Genomic DNA, 22,159 nt, shown 5'->3' with positions numbered 1-22,159 from the left:
CCATGCGTACCACGTTGACCACAAGTATTCGAGCGCTACTAACAGCAACCGCCTTGCTTGCAGGCACAGCCCACGGCGCTGAAATAGAGTCTGGCCATTACTGGCCTGATGATGCTCAATTGGTGATCTCTATCTCCATGCAGTTTGAAGCAACCGCGCAAGACCCAAGCGATCCTGGGCCATTTCCTCAGCAAGAAGCGGGCTACCCCGACACCGTCGCTCCTACTTGGTATCAGTATGGCATGAATGAAGGGATCCCACGATTGCTTAAGCTTTGGGATAAGCACAACATCAAAGTGACGTCCCACATGGTAGGAAAAGCTGCAGAGCTTAATCCTAAACTTGCCAAAATGGTGGCAGAAAAAGGGCATGAAATTTCAGGTCATGGACAAAACTGGACACCACAATACTCGATGACACCCGAAGAAGAACGTGCATCTTATATTCACAGTGCAGATGTGCTTGAAAAGATCACCGGGCAAAGGCCAAAAGGCTTTAACGCATTTTGGATGCGCCATTCTGAGCAAACTCTAACTATTTTGCAGTCCCTTGGTTTTGTCTATCATATTGATGACTTATCTCGGGATGAGCCTTCGTTAACACCGGTCAATGGCAAGCCTTTCGTTGTTGTCCCCTACACCTTTAGAAACAACGATATCGTGCGCTATGGCGGCAGCTCCGCAATGACAGCAAAAGCCTATTTGCAAGAGTTAAAGGACGAGTTTGATGTGCTTTATGAAGAAGGAAAATCCCAGCGCCGCATGATGTCTATTAGTGCACACGACAGACTCGCAGGCAGCCCTGCACGCGTAAAAGCACTTGACGACTTTATTCACTACGCTAAATCGCACCCAAAGGTTAAGTTTATGCGCAAAATAGACATAGCGAAATGGACCCTAAAACAGCAAGACGTACCAACCAACCCAGAACGCGTGTTTTAACAAATAATAACGCTGCAATTCATAGGCTCTATTGATGAGCCTATTTTCTTCTGCGCACTTGCAAATACAATCGAGCTTCCCAAAACCACAATTTTTATTTTCGAAACCGCAAAAAGCACTCCTTCCATGCAAACAGACAAAACAAAAAATCTAATAATTTCAGTAAATTAAATTTTGGCATGCGACTTGTTATCTACTGAGTAATAACAACCCTCATTCCACCAGAGATATCAACATGGATATACAAGTCGAACATAAAAAGCGCAACAAGGTTAGCTGGATGTGGGCTGTTGGCGGAACCATTTTCGCCATCGTTATTATATGGCTGCTAATACAGCCCTCAGCGCAGGCATCTTTGCCTATGGCAAAAACATGGATTGCGGAGGTCCAGCAAGGAGATTTAGAAGTCAGTGTATCTGGATATGGTCAGCTTAAATCGAAAACGCCGCGTTTGATAAGTGCCGCGAGCGATGCCACGGTTGAAGAAATTGTGTTGCGCCCAGGTGCACAAGTTAACCCCGACAGCATCATTATGAAGTTACAAGATGCAAATTTGGCCCAATCTTTAAAAGATGCCAAACGCAGTTTGGCACAATCGCAAGACCAATATCTACAGCTCGATATCAATCAACAACGAGAACTGCTGTCTCACCAGGCAGATTTGGAAATTCTGAGATCTGAGTTAGAAAGTGCCGAGCTGGAGGTTAGCGCTCAAGGAGAGTTGGTTGAAGATGGGGTTGTTTCTAAACTCGACTACCAACGCGCGGTACTTACCCATCGCCAGCTGAAACGTCGCATTAATATTGAACAACAGCGAATATCACAATTGCAGACCTTACACAAAGCCAACCTGCAGCTTGCGCAGTCAAATATTGATGCCAGTAATGAAGCATTTTTATTGGTGCAAGATAGGGTGAATAAGCTCACTGTACGGGCTGGGATCAAAGGAGTATTGCAGCAACTTCATGTGGAACTTGGACAAAGTGTCTCTCTTGGCACTCAATTGGTGTTAGTTGGCAGCACCACTGATTTATATGCGCAATTACAGATCCCACAAGCCTATGCCCAGCAAATAAAGCTGGCTCAGCATGTGAGCATCAATACCCGTAACGACTTAATTGAAGGCCAAGTGTCGCGCATTAATCCAATGGTACAAAATGGCAATATTGAAGTTGAGGTGACACTGCCTAAAAGTCTGCCCGCGAGTGCTCGCCCCGAGCTAAATATTGAGGGAAAAGTCTCTATCGACAAATTGAGTTCCGCACTGTTCATCGACAAACCCGTCGGTGCAAAACCTTATAGTCAAGCAACCTTATATCTTGTTGATAAAGAAAAACAACAAGCCCACGCAATTCAAGTACACTATGGCGCAGAAACGTCACAGCACATTCAACTGCTCAGTGGCGCTTCGACAAATCAGCAGTTTATTTTGTCGGATATGGCATCTTATGCCGACACACCCGTAGTGACTTTGAGCAAATAACAAACCAAAGGAAGAACAATGAATAATAAACACGTTATTGAACTTAAAAACATCACTAAAAAGTTTGTCCTCGGCGGAATGGAAACACTGGCACTGCGTGGCGTAAACCTCAATGTAACTCAGGGCGAATATCTGTCAATTTCAGGCCCATCGGGCTGCGGTAAATCAACACTTCTAAATATTCTTGGTTTATTAGACAGCCCAAGCACCGGCACCTACACAATTGCGGGTAACGATGTCAGTAACCTTGACGTCAACCAAAGAGCCACACTAAGAAATAAACATATTGGCTTTGTGTTTCAGTCATTTAATCTCATTGATGAATTGAACGTCTTTGACAATATCGCCTTACCTATCAAGTACAGTAGCACTGCACTCTCAAATACTGCGTTAAAAGAACGGGTAATGACTTGCTTGGAGTTAGTACAAATGACCCACAGAGCAGAACATAAGCCCAATCAACTGTCAGGCGGACAGCAGCAACGTATCGCCATCGCCCGTGCACTCGCCAATCAGCCAGATATTCTGCTTATTGACGAACCTACAGGAAACTTGGACTCAAAAAATGGCGATGCCGTAATGAACATGCTGAGCGACCTAAACGCCCAAGGCACAACCATGTGTATGGTTACCCACGACCCTAGGTATGCAGACATGGCAAAACGTAAACTGTTCTTGTTAGATGGGGTGATGGTGGATGAAATGAATTTGGAGATGGTGGGATGATAAAAGAGGAATTTAAGCTCGCACTGTCAAATCTGAGGAAGCTTCCGGGATTTAGTCTTACCGTACTTGTCACCCTAGCATTAACCTTAGCAGCGCTAACGGTAGTGATTAATATCAACCATAGATTGATCACGCAACCGCTCCCCTACCCAGATGCAGATAAGCTGTGGGTGACCGATCAAAGCGAAACCATTAATGGAGAAACCCAATATGGATTCCAACTGCTCTCCACCCAGTTTCAGCTATATCAAGATAAGCAATTTATCGACAAAATGACGATGATGCACTTGGTATCATCTCGTTTTATGGACATTAAGGATATGCCCACGGTAGACATAATTCGAGTGACTCCCGAATTCTTTGAGTTGTTAGGCACGCCACTGCATCTTGGTCGCGCGCTAAAGCAAGACGAAGGCGTCAGCGATGAACAAAAAGTTTTAGTCCTGAGTTATCATTCTTGGATAACGCACTTTAATGCCGATCCAGATATCGTTGGTAGCTACACCTCCATAGATCGTGAACGCTATCAAATTATCGGAGTAACGGGAGAAGCGTTTGAAGTGCCTGAGATCTTTGGTGGCTTTCCCGTTAGCGGCTTTAGTAGCTTTCCGGAGCCTGTCACCACCACCTCGCACTGGAATAACATCAGTAGCCAGTTTAACGGTATCGCTCGACTGAAAGCAGGTGTAAACATTGAGCAGATGAATCATGCGCTGGGCGAACAGATTAACACGCTTTACCAATCCCGTGAAAACGTAGCGCCTAACACGCGAATTGGCGCTCAGTTTACACCACTGCGCGACAAAATAGTTGCACGAAGTGATGAGCTCGCCATTACCTTGTTGTTCTCAGCTGCGGTTTTGGTGCTCATTGCCCTGACCAATGTTGTTAATTTATTTCTCTCAAGGGCTGCGCAAAAACAGCGCACCATGGCAATTCAAGCGGCACTGGGGGCAAAGCCTACTCACATTTTTGTCAGTATGTTTTGCGAAAGCGTCCTGTTAGTGGGGGCAGCTACTATACTCGGATTATTGCTTGCCGAGTGGTTGAATGTTTGGTTAGCAAACGACTTGAGCTATTTATTTAGTCGCATGCAGGGCTTAACTCTAGATTGGCCGACCATAGTGGTTGCTTGTGCACTGAGTCTGATAATGGCGCTACTCATCGCCTGGTTTACCAGCAAACAAGTAAACTATTATGCCCTAACAGATGCGCTACACAGCAGCGGTAAAGGCACTGGCGCGCAAATTTCCAAGCGTACTCGTCAAGTGTTGGTGGCATTACAAGTATGCTTTGCCAGTATTTTACTCTTTCTTGCAGCCAACAAATTAGTTCCCGCATACGCGCAAATGACCCATCCCACTGGGTTTGATACTGAGCATTTGTACTATGTCCGTATCGACGGCAGTGCCACAGGAATCGATAACTTTGAGCTTGGCAAGCAAATCAAACAGCTTTTAGCCAATCAAGCGAGCATCACATCGATATCGGCAAGTTATGCTTCGCCTTTGCAAATGGGATGGCAAAATTATTTGTATGACCAAAATATTGCGCTGATCGGTATCGTCAGTTTGTCCTTTTACGACGAAGACGGTTTCACTGCGCTTTCACTACCACTTGAGCAAGGAAGCCGGTTTACACCGATCATGGCCTCAGGCTCAGACAACAATGAAATAATTCTCTCGGCCTCACTCGCTAAGCGTTTGTACAAAGATGAAAATCCAATCGGTCAAACCCTCTATGCTGACAGAGAGGTGCCAAGAAAAGTGGTTGGGGTTGTGAGTGATATTTACGTACCTACGGGCAACCGAGGCTATACCTTAGAGCGCTATTACTTGCCTGTCACTGAAGGCAGCACATCTTTTATTATCAAGGGGAATTCTGCACTGTCAAAAGTCCAATTAACTCATGCTCTCAAGGTCATTCATCCGAGTCTAAACTTTGCTTTTTTTGAGCCTGTAGATGGCATGCTAACCCAGAGGTTAAGACAAACTTGGCTGCAAGCAATGTTGACTGTCGCTCTATTAGCCCTTACCTTAAGCCTAGCTGGCGCCGGGATCTACGGCGTGCTCAACTACAGCGTACAAATGCGTCGCTATGAGCTTGGCATTCACTTGTCGTTGGGCGCACATACACACAAACTGATAGCACAAGTGCTCAAGCAGAGTCTAACACCGGTAATGATTGGCCTTGGAGTGAGTGCATTAACCGTTGCAATCGGATATGGGATACTGACAAAGATAAGTACAACAGCTATTTCCGTGAGCTGGTTCGCTGTTATCGTGACAATCCCTATCATGCTGCTGATTGCGCTCATCGCAAGCTATTTACCTGTGCAAAGGGTGATAAGCCAAGATCCCATTAAAGCGCTAAGAGACGAATAAGTTAATAATAACAACAGGAATGCGTAGGCAAAGCGTGGCGTGTAAACGCTCTTTGCCTACAACACACTATGCAAGGTTCAATTTTAATCGTTGATGACAAGGCCGATATCCGCCTTAGCTTACAGTTTTTACTAAAAAACCACGGTTTTACCATTTTCCAAAGTAGTAGTCTTTATTGTGCCGCTAAGCAGCTCAATGCGCACGACATTGATATTGTACTGCTAGACATGAACTATGAGCTCGATACGACATCCGGCGATGAAGGTCTCGCTTTTTTGAGTCAGTATGCAAGCCAAAGTAGCGCAACCTTTATTGCGATGACCGCTTGGTCTAGCGTCGAACTCGCCGTCGAAGCCATGCAGCGCGGCGCCAAAGACTTTTTTGCCAAGCCTTGGGACAACCACGCTGTAGTAATGATGGTGAAAAAGCATTTAGGGCTAAAGCAAATCACTGCAAAACAACAATCGGCTTCCCCCCTACTAACCACAGCTAAAATAGCGCCAAATGTAGACCATGCTGATGCGTTACTCTGGTTAAGCCCTACGATGCAAGCGCTAAAAAGCCAACTTGATCGCATTGCCAAAACCAAAGCGAATATATTGCTTAGAGGGGAAAATGGTACAGGAAAATCACAAATTGCCAGCTACATCCACCAGCAAAGTAACACCACAGGCAACTTTGTGAGCACCAATATGGCGGCCATTCCAGAGTCACTGTTTGAAAGTGAAATGTTTGGCCATGTGAAAGGTGCGTTTACTGACGCTAAACAGGATAGACAAGGTCGTTTCTCAATGGCTGAGCAAGGGACTTTGTTTTTGGATGAGGTAGGCACACTCACAGAGCCTCAACAAGCGAAGCTACTACGAGTATTAGAAACAGGGGAATATGAAGCTGTTGGCTCGAGCAAAACGCAGCATGCAAGCTGTAGAATTATTAGCGCAACTAATGCAGATTTAGAGTCGCAACAACAAGCAAGTCAATTTCGTAGTGACCTGTATTTCAGACTAAATACAATGGAGTTTGAGATCCCACCACTGCGCTTGCGTCGCACAGAGATAATTCCGCTGGCCGACTTTTTTATTCAAAAGCACGCAATGACCTACGAACTAGACGTAAAACCTTTGTCTCATGCAGCACAAACAAGACTACAAAGTTACGCATTCCCGGGTAATATCCGTGAACTTAGCCATATGATGGAGCGTGCGATTTTGCTGTGTGATGGCACTGAAATTGAAGAAAGCGCGCTTTCTTTAAAATCTGTGGTAACCACAGAGCAGAGTGAGCCCGAAATGATGACGCTAGATCAAGCCGAGCAAAAGTTGATTAAAATGGCGCTGTGCCAATGCCATGATAATGTGGAAGATGCAGCTGTTTTACTTGGGATCAGTAAAAGTGCCCTATATCGTCGCCTTGATAAGTTTGATATCAAAACACGATGAGCTTGCCTATGAAAAAGCCTAACTTTGAACAGACTATCGAGATTTTTTGTCTGGTTATTTGGTTGCTGTTCACCGTGCTCAGCGCTTTTTTTATGGTCATCCTTGAGGTCTCAACACTCAGTGTTATCACCTACTTTATCCTTGTCCTTTGTCCGCTCGCACTGCTGCTGTATCATTTTAAACAGCGCGTAATACAACCTTTTTATCACCTCTCAACCACCATAGAGGCGATTAAAAACGAAGAGTATGGGCAGCGCTTTTACACCTCTGACAGCTCGGGAATTCTTCACAGTTTGCTGCAAGAAACACAGCAATTATGTCAGCAGCTGCAATCATTCAAATCAGAGCGAGACCACCAAGCCATATTACTGTTCAGACTCATTGAACAACTGCCCAGCCCCATCGTAATTTTCGATAACGACACTGCACTGGTGCATGCCAATGAAGCCTTCTCAAATTGGATTGGCAAACCATGGCAAAGCCAGCGTTTATTAAAAGCGCATAAGTTTAGCCTTGAGTATCATAGTGGACATTGGCACTTTAACCACCCCACCTTAGGTGATGAGTGGCAACTTCGCTATAGCGAGCTTACCATTGCAGGCATGCAGGCGCACTTAGTGATCTTAACCGATGTGCAAGCGGTTGTCAGTCAAGCTCAGCGCGACGCTTGGCAAAAAATGATCAGAGTGCTCAGCCACGAAATTCATAATTCTCTCTCGCCGATTAAGTCACTTGCTCAAACCTTGATAGAAATTCCCACCACGCAAGAAAATCAAGCCGATTTTGAACAAGCGCTTGGCGTGATTGTGCAGCGCAGCGATGGCCTGATGTCATTTGTTAATCGCTATGCAAGCGTTGCAAAACAGCATCAACTTCATATAGAAGCGATATCCATAAGTGACTTACTAACGCCGCTCGTAGGGCTTTTTGACAATCGCGTGAGATTAACCATTGAACAGAACTTTACGCTGCAAATTGATCAAAGCTTACTTGAGCAGGCACTTGTAAACCTGATTAAAAATGCCTTGGAAGCTGGAGGTGAGCGCAATACTGTTTATGTCAAAGCGTACCACAATCATAAATTCGCAGGTATTGAAGTACTCGATGAAGGTCATGGCATAAAGAACGCTGACAACCTATTTGTACCTTTTTACACCACTAAAGCAGCGGGTAAAGGGATTGGTCTCATCTTAGCTAAAAATATCGTTGAACAGCATAACGGAAAACTGAGCTTAACCAATCGTAAAGATGCGCAAGGCGCAATTGCTCATATTCAGCTTCCACTGGTGGCAGTGAATAAGTGAGTGTTCACCGCCACTTCTAGGCAACATTTATTCAGACATTTTAAGCATCGCAATCAACTGACGGCCAGCAGCAATGGTATTGGTTTCACCACTATAGATGTTGCCGCATTCTTTCGATTCAAACTTTGCTTTAGTCCAAACAAGTAATAATAAGTGTTAACCGATTAACTTTGAGCCCTCGTAAAAGTGCTGCCGATGCTCAAGGTAGCGCATCCACACTCTATCCATTTGCGACTGATATAATTTTGCGCCATGTTTGTAATCCGTACCGTGCAACAGCAGCATATCCGCAAGTTGCATGCTGCTGGTCATGGCATGCAACATACCTTGCGAAGAGAGCGGATCAAAGCTCATGCTCGCATCACCCACCGCATACCAGCCTTTTGCTGCGCAACTATCCAAACGGGCCGAATTTGCACTTACCATTGGGTGCAGGTGCGCTGTTTCTATATTCACCAAGTCCACTAAGGTGTTAAATCCCCTCACCTGCTTTACTTTGGCTAAAAAATCTTGAGCGTTGGTAATGTTGCACTTTTTGATCGCATCAGCGCAAGCCTGCCAAGAAAACACCCGAGGCTGCATATTAGGATCGAGTGAAGAGCATGCCGCGCTCGGCGCACTATACCACCAGCCATTTTCTTCATCGCTTATCACCGCAAACTGTTTCGTCGTGGCAACCTCTGCGGTAAGCCACAGTGCCATTTGCTTATCAAACTGTTGTAGTTTTGCACCGAGTCGCCTCGCCAGATGACAGGCGCGACCGGTGGCATCAATAAGCAGTGTTGTCGTGATAGACATGTCAGTGTCGCAACCTTCAACCCTAACTTGCCACCCTGATTGTGTTTGCACCACATCAGTGAGCTTTGTAGGAGATAATAAAGGGATACCACGAAGCACTAATTGATCACGAAGCTGCTGTTCAAAATGCTGCCTATGAATGTGCCACCCCAAACCATCGGGGTTTTTAACGTTATCCACTATGGTAGGCGATTCACTACCCCAAAACGAAATCATACCGTGACAAGTGAGATGTTCCGGGCTTTGTAGTAAGTGCAACAAGTTAAGCTTTTTGAGAATTCTAGACGCCGCAGGCGGTAAACACTCGCCCACTTTGTCTTTAGCTGCGGCGAGCTTATCGACTACTATCACCTGATAGTGAGGATGCAAGGCAAGTGCAGCAATGCATCCTGCAATGCCTGCACCTACAATTACAATATCCGATTTCCTTTCAGCCATATTAGCCCTTATTATTTGCGATTCCGGCGGTGTGCTTTGTCGGTTTGTGACAAATCAGGACGACAATCTCGCATGCTTTCATTACGACTTGTTGTCAGCAGTTTTTCTGCTTTGTGATCAGCTTTGACTGGTGTTAACCCTACTTGCATGGTGGTTGGAAAACCTGTTACGCCTTTTTCTGTCTTCGGTAATACCACCGCCAATTGACCAAACCCAGTGATCATACTGTTGATCTGCTCAATATAGTTGTTTGAAGGGCCTATCGGCAAATCGTTTAGCCACAGCTCCCGGTCATTAAATGCTGCTTGTCGCTCTGCAAATGGCCTAGTTTCATCAACTACCCTGTGATAATTTTGCTCGCTAAGCATATTATTTGGCACTCGTGCAGGCCAAAAGGTCGGTAAATAAGGGTCGTAAGCTTCATTGTAGCCATCGCGACAACTCGCGGTATCTGTTTGCCAAGGAATGGCCATCCAACGCGTAATGCCACCAGCAACCTGCCCCGTTTTTAATGGGCCGCTCGAATGCAGCGCGATTTCTGATGTCATTTCCACGCCATAATTGGTGCCGTGGGTCGGTGCAGTATCTTCTGAATGCTTAAGACGGAAAGCCTCGCTATACATGCCCGCTGTACGCATTGGCCAAGTCATTTCACATCCAGGATGGAAAGCATCCGCTAAACAGAACTCCATCGCCGCTTTAGTTAACATCTCTGGTTGCTCAGCAACCGGAATTTCATCAATGCTGGTTGGGGGGCGATAACAAGGGTCGTAATCAGAATCAAATTCGCCATTCGACCACTGCTGTAACATATTCAACTGAATTTCTGTCAGGGTGACAAACTGCCTTGGCGAGTCATCGGCATCTACACTCATCGCATCGCCGTACAACCAAGGCCACAGCTGCGGTGCGGTAGCAGCAAATTTAGGGTTCCAACTATGTTTTTCATCCGCTGTGGTGACTTTTTCTATCTGTCTAAAGTTATTAAAGAGATTACGTCTTGCTTCTTGCCATGTGCGTGAGTTGTCATTTAAACGGCTGATCCAAGTCTCTGAAGTAAAATCAAAGGGGCTATTCCAGCCAAACCCTGCGGCAAATCCCGCATTAACCCATTGTAAATCGGTTAACCTTTGGAAAATTGGCAGAATGTCTTTACTAAAGGAGGGGTTACCTTCAGGTGCTGGTAGCATCTTGGCATCAACTGCAACCTGGCGCATTAAATCCCACATGGTTCGCGGAGATTTTTGCATTGGCGCGTAATCTGGTGGCGCACAAATAACCCATGCAGGTTTCACATCAAGTGCTTTGCCTTGATATTTCACCTCAGCAGTTACAGGGCCGTCCGAAGTATCGTCGTACCAGCCTTCATTATTACCGAACGTGATCGCCTCGTGGCCTTGAGGATTTTCTGACACCCCGTGTCCACCAAGCATAAGTAAGCGGCCCTTGTCATCGGTACGCATTTCGCCTAAGTACACTTTTTTACCAGCAAAGCATCCTTCAAAGCGACTACAACCACACCCAGAAGCAATACCACTGATCTGCTGCGCCCCACCATCAATGAGCAAGCTGTCACGGTCATTTACATTGAGGTTGCGCAGTAAACTCGGCTCGGCCTCCATCGCCTCTGGAATATCCAACGCTAATTGAAACTCATACCAAGATGCTTTTTGATTAGCCAAGCGAGCATGCCAAATGATAGAAGCGCCATCGTCGCAAGTGAGTTCTTTAACGATGTTGCCCTCGGCGTCCAATCCATAAATACGAAAACGCGCGGCTTGGCGCTTCAACGCTCCCGTGCTATCGCGATAGTAATTCATATCTCTTGGAATGGCGGTATCGACCTCAGGGCCAATAAAAAATTCTTCAGGACTGTTACCAACCCGCATTACACCTATGGGTGGGTATATGGCAGCTGAAACAATGGGGTTTTGATTGCAGTGATGTGACATGTTGTAATCCTTTTTACAGTGGTTCAATTCATGAAGCATTACTGCAGTGTAGAAGCTATTTCTGACTTAAACCATTACATCGAATTACAACTTAAACACGAAAATATTTTGCTTAATCTAAGATTTGGATAGGGAATGTTCTAACTCATTGTTGTTAAAGTACAACTTAATTTACCTCCTAGTCTAACCAGAGAATTTTAGGGAAAACACCGCTTCCGCATCCTTCTCTCGCTATGGTGCCAGCTTCCTATAAGCAAGGCGAATTTGCTAACCAATATAGCTATTGGTTAGTAATTAAACACCGTTTGCACTGGAACTGACTGCTAGAAAGGTATTAACTATCCACAACTCAAGTTAATTAGCGAAGGAACTTATATTTTTTATATCATGTAGTCCACAACATTGCAGCACAGGAAGGCTTTCTCTAAAATACATCTAACTTAAAAAAGAGATTGGAAACTCATGGCTCAATATATTTATACCATGTCGCGGGTGAGCAAAGTTGTGCCACCTAAGCGCACTATTCTGAAAGATATTTCTTTATGCTTTTTCCCGGGCGCTAAAATTGGTGTTTTAGGCCTTAATGGTGCAGGTAAATCGACCTTACTTCGCATTATGGCGGGTGTGGATAACGAATTCGAGGGCGAGGCACGTCCGCAACCTGGTACTAAGATCGGTTACCTACCGCAGGAACCTGTACTAGACGAAAGCAAAACCGTTCGTGAAACGATTGAAGAAGCAGTTGGCGAAGTTAAGCGCGCCCTGAATCGATTAGACGAAGTGTACGCAGAGTACGCAATGGAAGACGCTGACTTTGATGCGCTAGCTAAAGAGCAAGGCGAATTAGAAGCTATCATCCAAGCACATGACGGCCACAACCTAGATAATGCGCTTGAGCGCGCTGCCGATGCGCTTCGTTTACCAGAATGGGATGCGAAAATTGAGCACCTATCAGGTGGTGAAAGACGCCGTGTTGCTATCTGCCGCCTGTTACTTGAGAAGCCAGATATGCTGCTTCTTGACGAACCGACTAACCACTTAGATGCCGAGTCGGTTGCGTGGTTGGAGCGCTTCCTTCATGACTACGAGGGCACAGTGGTAGCGATCACCCACGACCGCTACTTCCTAGATAATGTAGCAGGCTGGATTTTAGAGCTTGACCGTGGCCATGGTATTCCGTGGGAAGGTAACTATTCTTCATGGCTTGAGCAAAAAGATGCACGTTTGAAGCAAGAAGAAAAATCAGAGAAAGCACGCCAGAAGTCGATTGAAAAAGAACTTGAATGGGTACGCTCAAATCCAAAAGGTCGTCAAGCTAAGTCTAAAGCACGTATGGCGCAGTTTACCGAGCTTCAGCAAAACGACTATCAAAAGCGTAACGAAACCAACGAGCTATTCATTCCACCTGGTCCTCGCTTAGGCGACCAAGTGATTGAAGTGAGCAACTTACGTAAGAGCTTCGGTGACAGATTGTTGATTGACGATTTGAACTTCAACGTACCTAAAGGTGCAATTGTTGGGATCATCGGTGCAAACGGCGCGGGTAAGTCAACGCTGTTTAGAATGCTAAGCGGTCAAGAGCAGCCAGATAGTGGTAACATCACTATTGGTGAAACGGTTGAAATCGCCACTGTTGAACAGTTCCGTGATGACATGGACGGTAATAACACCGTATTCCAAGAGATCTCTAACGGCCAAGACATTCTTAAAATTGGTAACTTTGAAGTACCAAGCCGCGCCTATGTTGGCCGCTTTAACTTTAAGGGCAATGACCAACAAAAGTTTGTAAAAGAGCTGTCTGGTGGTGAGCGCAATCGTCTGCACTTAGCAAAACTACTAAAAGCAGGCGGTAACGTACTGTTGCTGGATGAACCAACCAACGATCTAGACGTTGAAACGTTACGAGCCCTAGAAAATGCGATTTTAGAATTCCCGGGCTGCGTTATGTGTATCTCGCACGACCGTTGGTTCCTAGACCGTATCGCGACCCACATTCTAGACTACCGTGATGAAGGCCAAATCAACTTCTTTGACGGCAACTACACTGAATACGAAGAATGGTTGAAGAAGACCTTTGGTGCTGAGGCGGCAGAGCCTAAACGTATCAAATATAAGAAGATTGGCTAACAATTAAAACATTAGTCTATCAACGATGATAATCTAAGGCTCTTCGTTAGGAGCCTTTTTTATTTTTTAATACTTGCTTAGCTTTATTCATGCCGCACTGTGGAGGCAAGTCGCAAATCAAATTGCAGTAGCAATCCCATCCAAGCGGCGTAATTTATTGTCATTGTTAGTAGCGAGCACAATGATATAAGCTATTCTTTACCTATACGGACTATTAGGATCAGTAATGAAAGAACGTCGACGTTTTTCCAGAGTTATTTTTTCAAACGAGGCACAGTTTATGGCCTCAAGCGGTGATTTTAGCTGCGAAATCTTGGATTTGTCGCTCAATGGCGCATTACTCACCCTGCCCGATGGCTATGTGCCACTTAAAAACGACCCTGCAAGTTTAAACTTTTATCTACCTGGTAGTGATATTCAAATTACAATGGAGGTAGAGGTTCGTCACGTTGAAGAAGGTCATCTAGGTGTACATTGCCGCCAAATCGATCTCGATAGTGTGACGCATTTAAAGCGCCTTATTGAACTTAACCTGGGAGATGATGATATACTTCATCGCGAGCTAGAGCAGCTCACCTACGATGATGATTAATACCAATTCGCTTAATTAAGCTAATTGATATTAGACGGATCGATTTTACACTTATGTTAAGAATTTCTGTTGATGAACACCCACACTGGCGTGAACAAGCAAAAGCCCACGGCTTTGAGTTTCATACTATGCTTGGTGAAAAGTATTGAGACGAAAGTGCATATTATCAATTTACGTTAAAGCAAATTGAGCAAGACTTGGAAGATCCAAGTGACGAACTCCACCAAATGCGCTTACACCTTGTCGATTTAGTGTGTAATGACGAGTCTCTTCTGCAACCGTTTGCTAATCCTGAGTCTCAATGGGAATTAGTGACTCGCTCATGGCGTCATCGAGACCAAGCGCTCTATGGTCGCTTTGATTTTAGTTACGATGGAAAGTCACCAGCCAAGCTGCTGGAGGCCAATTTCGACACGCCCACCAGCTTATTCGAAACGGATTACTGGTAGTGGCTTGAAGAACAGGTAAAAGCCGGTAAGTTACCACGTAATGCGGATCAATTAAATGACCTTCAAGAAGCGCTGATAGAGCGCTTTTATCAACTGCATACATGCTACCGTGGTGCTCCCCTACACTTTTCTTGCTGCAAAGAAAGCTTTGACGACTTGGGCACCATTCAATATATGCGCAGTTGCGCGATGGAAGCCGGACTCAAAGCGAAACAAGTTTTTATCGAAGATATCGGATTTGATAACCAACACTTTGTCGACCTTGATGATTCAAAAATCCAATGGATGTTTAAGCTATACCCATGGGAATTTATGTTTCAAGATGAATATAGCGAACAATTATCGGAAGCAAAAGTGCAATGGCTAGAGCCTCCAAGGAAAGCGATTTTATCTAATAAAGTAATCTTACCTTTGCTATGGCAAACCTTTCCAAATCACTCAAATCTGTTACCGGCATACTTTGAACAGGACAAGCATAAAATTGCAAGTAGTGAGTCCGACTATGTGAAGAAGCCATTATTTTCTCGTGAAGGCGCGAATATTGAGATCCGAAAAGATCAACAGCTGCTTGCACAGTCTGCAGGTGGATATGGCGAAGAAGGTTATATTTATCAAGCTTACTCACCTTTACCCAAATTTGCAGGCTTCAATACGCTCATCGGCTCATGGATTGTCGGCGATAAAGCAGTTGGAATTGGTGTCCGTGAAGATAAAAGTCTGATCACCCAAGATCTTAGCCGTTTCTTACCCCATATAATTGTTGGCTAAACTCATTGAACATTAAATAACTTAGTCGGTATGGAACAAATGTGTTCCATCTCTCAAATTAGTGTTTAGCCGAGAATAAAAGCTTATTAAATTCATGCCATTCGTGCTTTTTTAGACAAACACTTGGCAAAACCCGCCGCAAAAATTAACACAAACTTAACCAGTGTACTAAAGTAGTAACTGGGTTTTGCATCAAGTTGAGAAAACAATACCTGGCTTGTTGCAACAAATTTTTGGGAAGTGCACTCAACAGGTTGGAGTGCATAGATACGTTATAGATCACTTAGCGAGCTAGGAAGTAATGCCAATTGGTATAAAAGCAGTCAGCCTCAAAAGTGTGAGACATCGTCGACTAAGGAACTCACATGACTCACTACAAAATAGGTACAGACATTAGTCAAAAACCCATTCCAGAAGCGGTCAAAGTCGCAGTGATAGGGGCTGGCATGTCTGGTTTGTATAGCGCTTGGCGATTACAGTGCGAAACAGACGTTGATGACTTCGCCATTTTTGAGCGCAGCAACCGCACAGGTGGAAGATTGGACTCAGATCTTATCCATTTCAGAGATAACCGCGCAGGAGCAAAGCCTGACAGCACCATTACAGTCAAAGAAGAACAAGGTGGTATGCGGTTTCTATTTGAGGGTATGGATGACCTAATGGCCCTCTTTCTAAAGTTAGGCCTAGAAGATCAGATAGTCCCGTTCCCCATGAATAGCGGCGGTAATAACCGGCTCTACTTTCGCGGTACCAGCTTTTCGGTAAACGATGCCGAACAAGACGACTATCATATTTGGTCGGCACTTTATAACCTCGACCCAAACGAACAAGGTGTTAATCCCAAAGACATTATTAATGTTGTTTTTAATCGTATCTTGCAAGTGAATCCACAGTTCGATTCAAGGCCAGAGGTTCGCGGCCCAGAGTTTTGGCAGGATTTCCGTCTGCAATGTCAATGGCAAGGTGAGCCACTATGTAATTGGTCTTTGTGGGATTTACTCACTGATATGGGTTATAGCCAAGAATGTATCACCATGCTGTATCGTGTTTTGGGCTTTAATGGCACCTTCTTATCGAAAATGAATGCGGGGGTTGCCTATCAGCTTTTGGAAGACTTTCCTGCAGATGTCGAATTTAGAACCTTTAAAGACGGCTTTAGCACCCTGCCAAACGCGCTGGTGGATAAAATAGGTAAAGAGAAGATTTACCTGCAAACGAGCATCGATAGCATCGCCTTTGATAAAGCAGACAATCTTTATGTACTTAAGTACACCAAAACCGAGCAAGACGGACAGATAAGCGAAGGAAAATTTAAAGCTGAAAAGCTTATTTTAGGGCTGCCAAGGCTCGCGCTTGAAAAGTTGTTCATAGCGTCAGATGTATTCAAACAGCTACCAAAGCAGCGGCGCGATGCGTTATGGGATACATTGCAAAGCACAAGCAACCAACCGCTCCTGAAGATTAATTTATATTACGACACTGCATGGTGGGGAACCGGCATGACAGGCCGCCCAGCTGTCAGCTTTGGACCTAACTTTGCCGATTTACCAACGGGTTCTGTTTATCCCTTTTATGCTTTAGATGATGAACTCGCAGCCGCGCTTATGTATAACGAGCGTCATGCCGAGCCTAACTCTGAAACCCAACACAAACTCGAAGGGATAGAAGCCGCTAAATACAGTCGCCCAGCCGCATTGACTATTTACTGTGATTATCTAAATATTAATTTTTGGAGTGCACTGCAAAATAAAGGTGAGCTTTATCATCACCCTCGTGAGTCGGAACTCGTTGAATCTATTCCCAGTGATATATTTCCAGCCTCGGAAGCGGTTGTACGACAAGCGACACAATTCTTTAAAGACATTTTTAATACACATTATGTTCCACAGCCCACCCTCACAAGCGCTCGAATTTGGGAAGGGAACGTGAATTTCAATGTCCCTGAAAATCTTCAATTTGGTTTTGGTGTACATCAATGGGCGATTGGAGCGAATGATAAAGACGTCATCGAAGATTTAGTAGAGCCGTTGCCAAATCTGTTTACCTGCGGTGAAGCTTACTCTGATTATCAGGGCTGGGTAGAAGGCGCATTACGTTCGACAGATTTAGTGCTACAAAAAGGGTTTGGCTTAGCGCCACTAAGCGAAGTCTTTGAAACAGACCAAGGCTGTAGCTCGTCAGAAGCAATACAAATCGCCTATCGAAAAATTGCTAATGAAATGATTATGGAATATATCGATCCTAATTTTTCGCCAAATACTAAAGACAAAGTAACGCTTGCTGATGCCAATAGTGTGCTTGGCGTCAACCTCAGTTATTTCGATAAGCCCTAACCCGCCTCTCTAGTAACGAGGAGTTTTTTACTCCTCATTATCCCTACCTTGCAGAACTAATTGATAGTTTTCGATCAACTAAAACCGTTCCGGCGTATTTCAAGTTAGTCCAAGCTCCGCTGATCTGAGCCCTGTGATAAGTATTCTACGCTTTTGTGATAAAAACGTGATAACTCCGTGAGCCTATCTCAATATCTTGCAGCCATGATAAGGAGACTGTTAATCCTAATAAGAAGAGTACATCATGAAAGCAAAAATCCTGACAACATTAGTCGCAACGTGTTTATCAAGCGCTGCGTTGGCACAAGACCTTGAAGTAAAAATCACTAACCTCACTCACGGTATTTACTATACGCCTTTACTGGTGGCTGCTCATAATCAAGATACCGCTCTTTTCAAACTCGGTGAGCAAGCTTCTGAAGCATTGCAAGCCATGGCCGAAGGCGGTGACATTTCAGCTTTAGGACAAATCCTCGAAAGCTCAAACGCCAATATGGTCGCCAACCCAGCTGAGGGGCTACTTGCACCCGCAGGCTCTACAATGGCGATGATATCTACCAGTGAGGGAAATACGCATCTTTCAATTGTGGCAATGCTACTTCCTACCAATGATGGATTTGTAGGATTAAATGCGTGGCCTATTCCAAGCGCTGCCGGCACCTATGAAGTTTACCTTAATGCCTATGATGCGGGTACTGAAGCGAATAATGAATTGGTTGTCGAAGGCTCTGGTGCACCCGGTATTTTAGGGATCCCGGCATCGCCAGGTGCAGCTCCTGGAACTCAAGGTGCTAGCGTCACAGCAAGTGAAGAAAACACCATGGTCCATATTCACAGAGGCAACGTAGGTGACAACGAGCAAGTCGGCGGTAATAGCGATCTGCATAACACCGTGCACCGTTGGTTAAATCCCGTAGCTAAAGTAACAGTAACCGTAAAATAAGGGGGAGCTATGAAAGCGAAATTAGCATTAATTGCCATGTCTGCGCTCCTGCTCAGTGCATGTGGAGACAATGACAATAATATGGTGATGCCAGAGCCTCCGGTTGAGCCAGAGCCAGTTGAGTATGAGTTTGCCATCACTATCACGAACCTTACACACGCACAGCCTATGTCACCAATTGCAGCGCTGCTTCATCAGTCTGGTCATTACTTTACTGTCGGCATGCCAGCAAGTGAAGCATTAGAGCAACTTGCAGAGGGCGGAAATAACAGCGATATTATAGCCGACGAGATGACACAAGCATCCGTCTCAACGGATGGACCTTTAGGCCCCGGTGCGACAACCAACCTTTCCATCAAAACTACAGACCTTTCTGAGCTTAAATTATCGCTATTAACCATGATGGTGAATACCAATGATGGATTCTCCGGTCTAAATGCTATAGACGTCTCTGCGTTGCCCGTAGGTGAGGTGCAAATGTATCGAACACTTGCCTACGATGCTGGCACTGAGCTGAATAGTGAAGCCGCGGGAACCATACCAGGCCCAGCAGACAGCGGTGAGGGCTTTAACGCAGAGCGCAACGATAATCACAACATGGTGACGATGCACAGTGGTGTAGTTGGTAGTGATGATGGACTCCAAAGTTCAACGCTCACTAGTATCCATAAATTTGATAACCCGCTGCTTGCAGTCACTATCGAGAGAATTAAATAGCCTATGCGCAAACGTCTGCCATAGGCGTTTGCGCTTTCATAAAGGGCTATTTATGTTAGAAACCGTGTTGCTAGTTGAAGATGACTTAGACATAGCGAGATTACTCCAAGTGCATTTAGAGGAGTTAGCTTTAGAGGTCACGCATGTTGCCGACGGCAGTCAAGTATTGTCGGCTGCTAAAGCGAACGATTTTGCCGTGATTTTACTGGATTTAATGCTACCTAATATGGATGGACTAACCCTTTGTCGAGAGCTTAAGGCGCTTCACCCTATGAGTAGTGTCATCATCGTCACCTCAAAAAGTAGCGATATCGATAGGATCATTGGACTAGAAGTTGGTGCGGACGACTATATATGCAAGCCTTTTAATACGAGAGAGTTGCAAGCAAGAGTGAAAGCGCAGCTACGCCATGTCAGGCAACTTAAGCAACCAATGCAGACTGAAAATGTGGACTTCCCACGCGATAAAATTGCAGTTGGAAACTTAGTTATCGATGCCTGTTGTCATGAAATTTCGTTGGCTAATGTTAGATTAGACCTTACTGCAACCGAATTTGAGCTGTTGCAGTTTTTTGCTAAACACCCAAATCACGTGTTTTCTCGAACCCAGTTATTAGAATCAGTATGGGGCTACCAACACTCAGGATACGAGCATACCGTTAACTCCCATATTAATCGTCTGAGGGCAAAGCTTGAAGCTATTTCAAATAATACGGTGATAGAAACAGTATGGGGTGTTGGTTACAAATTAAATTCAGCCTCTCTTTACGGGCAAAGCGTATGAAGCTCTCACTCTACAAAAAACTCGCACTGATCTTATTTGTCACTTTCGTTGTCATTGCAGCGATTTTTGTGTGGTGGACTCAAGCGCTATCTCAAGTCTCTAAGTCTCAAGCAGAACAACAATTACACCTCGCACTTGCGACCCATCTTGTTGACGATAATCCCTTGATAAAAGAGGGAGTGTACGACTATGACGGTTTGAGTAATCTATTTCACACCTTGATGCTCTTAGGCCCCTCATTCGAGTTTTACTTCGTCTCCCCTGAAGGTAAGTTATTAACTTACTCTGCCGCCCCTGGAGAGGTTAAACGTCAGAAAATTGATGTTACCCCTTTAAAAAAACTCCTAAAGAGCGATAGCCAACTACCTGTATTTGGAGATGATCCGAGGAGCGTTAACGGCAGTAAAATTTTCTCTGTAGCCCCTGTATTTAATCAAGATATTTTGCAGGGTTATCTATATATCATCATCGGCTCATCAAAATACGATAGCATTATTGAGCAACTAAAAAATTCAGACAAGGTGATGCTTGGTGTAAGTTGGTTATTAGGCACTTTGTTCTTTTTGCTGGTTGTTGTCCTGCTACTACTTAATAAAATCACTAAGCCCGTGTCCAGACTGACTCAATATATAGATCATGTCAGCCAAAACCAGTTTAATATTAGTCGTGATGCTCAAATAAATTGGCCCGAAGAACATGATGAGATCCATCAGCTGGGTCGCAGCGTCAATGCTATGCTGGATAAAATTCAGCAGCAATTAACCACACTTAACCTCAAAGATGAACAACGTAAAGAACTACTTTCACAGCTAAGCCACGATCTCCGCACACCACTTGCCTCGCTTAAAGGTTACATCGAACTGATAGAAAAACAAACGAGTGACACAAATATCGTTTCACACATCAAAATTGCCAGCAAAAATATAAATCAGCTCAATCATCTTATCGCGCAAATTTTTGAACTCGCCCATCTAGAAGCAGGACATACCAAACTTCATATTGAGCCCTTTAATCTACTTGAACTTATGTATGACGTTGCGGCTAAATTTACATTGCAAGCTAAACGGCGCGGAATAACCATCTCAATAAGCCCGAGAGCAAGCGAAGTTAGTGTATACAGTGATATCGGGAAATTAGACAGGATTTTATCAAACCTCATCGATAACGCTATCAGACATACTGATGCTGGTGGCGAAATACAGCTCACATTACAGCAGCAACAAGATATTGCTTTAGTGAGTGTTAATGATACTGGCATTGGGATAAGCGCCGCTGATCTTCCCTATATATTCGACGCTAGCTTTCAGGCCAAAAATAGCCTAAGTAACCGCAAACACAATGCAGGGCTAGGCCTTGCGATCACAAACGAGCTCGTTAAATTATTAAAAGGAAATATTAGCGTATCAAGCAAGCTAAACCGAGGTTGTAAATTTACAATTACACTGCCACTTTGATTTGCTAATTCTCCTTCTTTAGGTACCTACAGGAAAGTAGCATATTCTAGACGTATAGATATACAAATCGGTGGATAAACCACCTCCTACCATATTGCACTTTGCTTATGCTGTAGTGAGAGCGAGTTTATCTCGAGAAGGTGATCACTTTGTAGATTGGGAAAGCCTTCAGCGTTTTCGACTTGGATGTGTATGCATACAAATCGGCGGGTAAACCGCCTACCACGTCGCACTGTGCTTATGCAGAGGTTGGAGCGAGTTTATCTCGCGATGTATTGTGATCCAATGTACAAAAACTCTATAGCTAATTGTGCGAAAACTACGGGAATATGTGGGAGAGTTCGGGATTGAGTGAGAGCCTATTTTAAAATGAGTTTGATATTGTGAAAATCAGCGGCGCTCAAAAATTTGCGCCGCTTTTTTGTTTTGCTAATTAATAGACGGAACAGTTACCGCTTTTTGAGCCTCACCATTCTGTGCATACGCAGTTTGCGTTTCTTTACTTGTATCGATCATCACCTGCATTG

General features: G+C 44.6%; 15 protein-coding genes and 1 pseudogene. 14 read left to right on the top strand and 2 right to left on the bottom strand.

Going from position 1 to position 22,159, the window contains the following annotated elements; all coding sequences use genetic code 11:
* The first annotated feature begins 2 nt into the window (after positions 1–2).
* From DS891_RS00080 to DS891_RS00055, 6 genes are all read left to right on the top strand, one after another.
* Complete coding sequence (locus tag DS891_RS00080; RefSeq protein WP_174168466.1) at positions 3–941, top strand: polysaccharide deacetylase family protein; 939 nt, start codon at positions 3–5, stop codon at positions 939–941.
* 235 nt (positions 942–1,176) lie between these two features.
* Positions 1,177–2,424 (top strand): efflux RND transporter periplasmic adaptor subunit, encoded by a 1,248-nt coding sequence (locus tag DS891_RS00075; RefSeq protein WP_174168465.1) that lies wholly within the window; start codon positions 1,177–1,179, stop codon positions 2,422–2,424.
* A gap of 18 nt (positions 2,425–2,442) precedes the next feature.
* Positions 2,443–3,150, top strand: coding sequence for an ABC transporter ATP-binding protein (locus DS891_RS00070; RefSeq protein ID WP_130164581.1), 708 nt, complete (start codon positions 2,443–2,445; stop codon positions 3,148–3,150).
* Entirely contained in the window at positions 3,147–5,534 is a 2,388-nt protein-coding gene (locus DS891_RS00065) for an FtsX-like permease family protein (protein WP_174168464.1), read from the top strand. The genes DS891_RS00070 and DS891_RS00065 overlap by 4 nt, the downstream gene beginning before the upstream one ends.
* Before the next feature lie 68 nt (positions 5,535–5,602).
* Positions 5,603–6,973: a sigma-54 dependent transcriptional regulator gene (locus DS891_RS00060; RefSeq protein WP_174168463.1), complete on the top strand. Its 1,371-nt coding sequence runs from the start codon at positions 5,603–5,605 to the stop codon at positions 6,971–6,973.
* Between the two features lie 8 nt (positions 6,974–6,981).
* A complete protein-coding gene (locus DS891_RS00055; RefSeq protein ID WP_254605628.1) occupies positions 6,982–8,277 on the top strand; it encodes a PAS domain-containing sensor histidine kinase in 1,296 nt (431 codons plus the stop codon).
* Between the two features lie 156 nt (positions 8,278–8,433).
* Here the strand turns inward: DS891_RS00055 and DS891_RS00050 are convergent, their stop codons facing one another.
* Together DS891_RS00050 and DS891_RS00045 are read right to left on the bottom strand one after the other, a co-directional pair.
* Positions 8,434–9,513: an NAD(P)/FAD-dependent oxidoreductase gene (locus tag DS891_RS00050; RefSeq protein ID WP_174168461.1), complete on the bottom strand. Its 1,080-nt coding sequence runs from the start codon at positions 9,511–9,513 to the stop codon at positions 8,434–8,436.
* 11 nt (positions 9,514–9,524) lie between these two features.
* Positions 9,525–11,465 carry a LodA/GoxA family CTQ-dependent oxidase gene (locus tag DS891_RS00045; RefSeq protein ID WP_174168460.1) on the bottom strand — a complete coding sequence of 647 codons (1,941 nt, stop codon included), beginning with the start codon at positions 11,463–11,465 and terminating at the stop codon, positions 9,525–9,527.
* A 462-nt stretch (positions 11,466–11,927) separates the two neighbouring features.
* On the opposite strand from DS891_RS00045, the gene ettA reads away from it, so the two are divergent.
* The 8 genes and pseudogenes from ettA (at position 11,928) to DS891_RS00005 (ending at position 21,632) form a co-directional block, all read left to right on the top strand.
* Positions 11,928–13,592 carry an energy-dependent translational throttle protein EttA gene (gene ettA / locus DS891_RS00040; protein WP_010604458.1) on the top strand — a complete coding sequence of 555 codons (1,665 nt, stop codon included), beginning with the start codon at positions 11,928–11,930 and terminating at the stop codon, positions 13,590–13,592.
* 226 nt (positions 13,593–13,818) lie between these two features.
* Positions 13,819–14,184, top strand: coding sequence for a PilZ domain-containing protein (locus DS891_RS00035; RefSeq protein WP_010378318.1), 366 nt, complete (start codon positions 13,819–13,821; stop codon positions 14,182–14,184).
* A gap of 53 nt (positions 14,185–14,237) precedes the next feature.
* Positions 14,238–15,401 (top strand): annotated as a pseudogene (locus DS891_RS00030) (glutathionylspermidine synthase family protein).
* Between the two features lie 365 nt (positions 15,402–15,766).
* Positions 15,767–17,734: an FAD-dependent L-amino acid oxidase gene (locus DS891_RS00025; RefSeq protein ID WP_174168459.1), complete on the top strand. Its 1,968-nt coding sequence runs from the start codon at positions 15,767–15,769 to the stop codon at positions 17,732–17,734.
* 244 nt (positions 17,735–17,978) lie between these two features.
* Positions 17,979–18,677 (top strand): spondin domain-containing protein, encoded by a 699-nt coding sequence (locus DS891_RS00020; protein ID WP_174168458.1) that lies wholly within the window; start codon positions 17,979–17,981, stop codon positions 18,675–18,677.
* A gap of 9 nt (positions 18,678–18,686) precedes the next feature.
* Positions 18,687–19,394 (top strand): spondin domain-containing protein, encoded by a 708-nt coding sequence (locus DS891_RS00015; RefSeq protein ID WP_102056368.1) that lies wholly within the window; start codon positions 18,687–18,689, stop codon positions 19,392–19,394.
* Between the two features lie 52 nt (positions 19,395–19,446).
* Positions 19,447–20,178: a response regulator transcription factor gene (locus DS891_RS00010; RefSeq protein ID WP_174168457.1), complete on the top strand. Its 732-nt coding sequence runs from the start codon at positions 19,447–19,449 to the stop codon at positions 20,176–20,178.
* Positions 20,175–21,632, top strand: a complete 1,458-nt coding sequence (locus DS891_RS00005) for a HAMP domain-containing sensor histidine kinase (protein ID WP_174168456.1) — start codon at positions 20,175–20,177, stop codon at positions 21,630–21,632. The genes DS891_RS00010 and DS891_RS00005 overlap by 4 nt, the downstream gene beginning before the upstream one ends.
* Positions 21,633–22,159: the final 527 nt, after the last annotated feature.

This window comes from Pseudoalteromonas sp. JC28 (assembly GCF_013319255.1).
Taxonomy (GTDB): Bacteria; Pseudomonadota; Gammaproteobacteria; order Enterobacterales; family Alteromonadaceae; genus Pseudoalteromonas.
This window is presented reverse-complemented; position numbering and strand designations above follow the sequence as displayed.

Coding starts and splice junctions, on each gene's coding strand:
- DS891_RS00080 (WP_174168466.1), top strand. CDS start 3: ATGCGTACCACGTTGACCACAAGTATTCGAGCGCTACTAACAGCAACC.
- DS891_RS00075 (WP_174168465.1), top strand. CDS start 1,177: ATGGATATACAAGTCGAACATAAAAAGCGCAACAAGGTTAGCTGGATG.
- DS891_RS00070 (WP_130164581.1), top strand. CDS start 2,443: ATGAATAATAAACACGTTATTGAACTTAAAAACATCACTAAAAAGTTT.
- DS891_RS00065 (WP_174168464.1), top strand. CDS start 3,147: ATGATAAAAGAGGAATTTAAGCTCGCACTGTCAAATCTGAGGAAGCTT.
- DS891_RS00060 (WP_174168463.1), top strand. CDS start 5,603: ATGCAAGGTTCAATTTTAATCGTTGATGACAAGGCCGATATCCGCCTT.
- DS891_RS00055 (WP_254605628.1), top strand. CDS start 6,982: ATGAAAAAGCCTAACTTTGAACAGACTATCGAGATTTTTTGTCTGGTT.
- DS891_RS00050 (WP_174168461.1), bottom strand. CDS start 9,513: ATGGCTGAAAGGAAATCGGATATTGTAATTGTAGGTGCAGGCATTGCA.
- DS891_RS00045 (WP_174168460.1), bottom strand. CDS start 11,465: ATGTCACATCACTGCAATCAAAACCCCATTGTTTCAGCTGCCATATAC.
- ettA (WP_010604458.1), top strand. CDS start 11,928: ATGGCTCAATATATTTATACCATGTCGCGGGTGAGCAAAGTTGTGCCA.
- DS891_RS00035 (WP_010378318.1), top strand. CDS start 13,819: ATGAAAGAACGTCGACGTTTTTCCAGAGTTATTTTTTCAAACGAGGCA.
- DS891_RS00025 (WP_174168459.1), top strand. CDS start 15,767: ATGACTCACTACAAAATAGGTACAGACATTAGTCAAAAACCCATTCCA.
- DS891_RS00020 (WP_174168458.1), top strand. CDS start 17,979: ATGAAAGCAAAAATCCTGACAACATTAGTCGCAACGTGTTTATCAAGC.
- DS891_RS00015 (WP_102056368.1), top strand. CDS start 18,687: ATGAAAGCGAAATTAGCATTAATTGCCATGTCTGCGCTCCTGCTCAGT.
- DS891_RS00010 (WP_174168457.1), top strand. CDS start 19,447: ATGTTAGAAACCGTGTTGCTAGTTGAAGATGACTTAGACATAGCGAGA.
- DS891_RS00005 (WP_174168456.1), top strand. CDS start 20,175: ATGAAGCTCTCACTCTACAAAAAACTCGCACTGATCTTATTTGTCACT.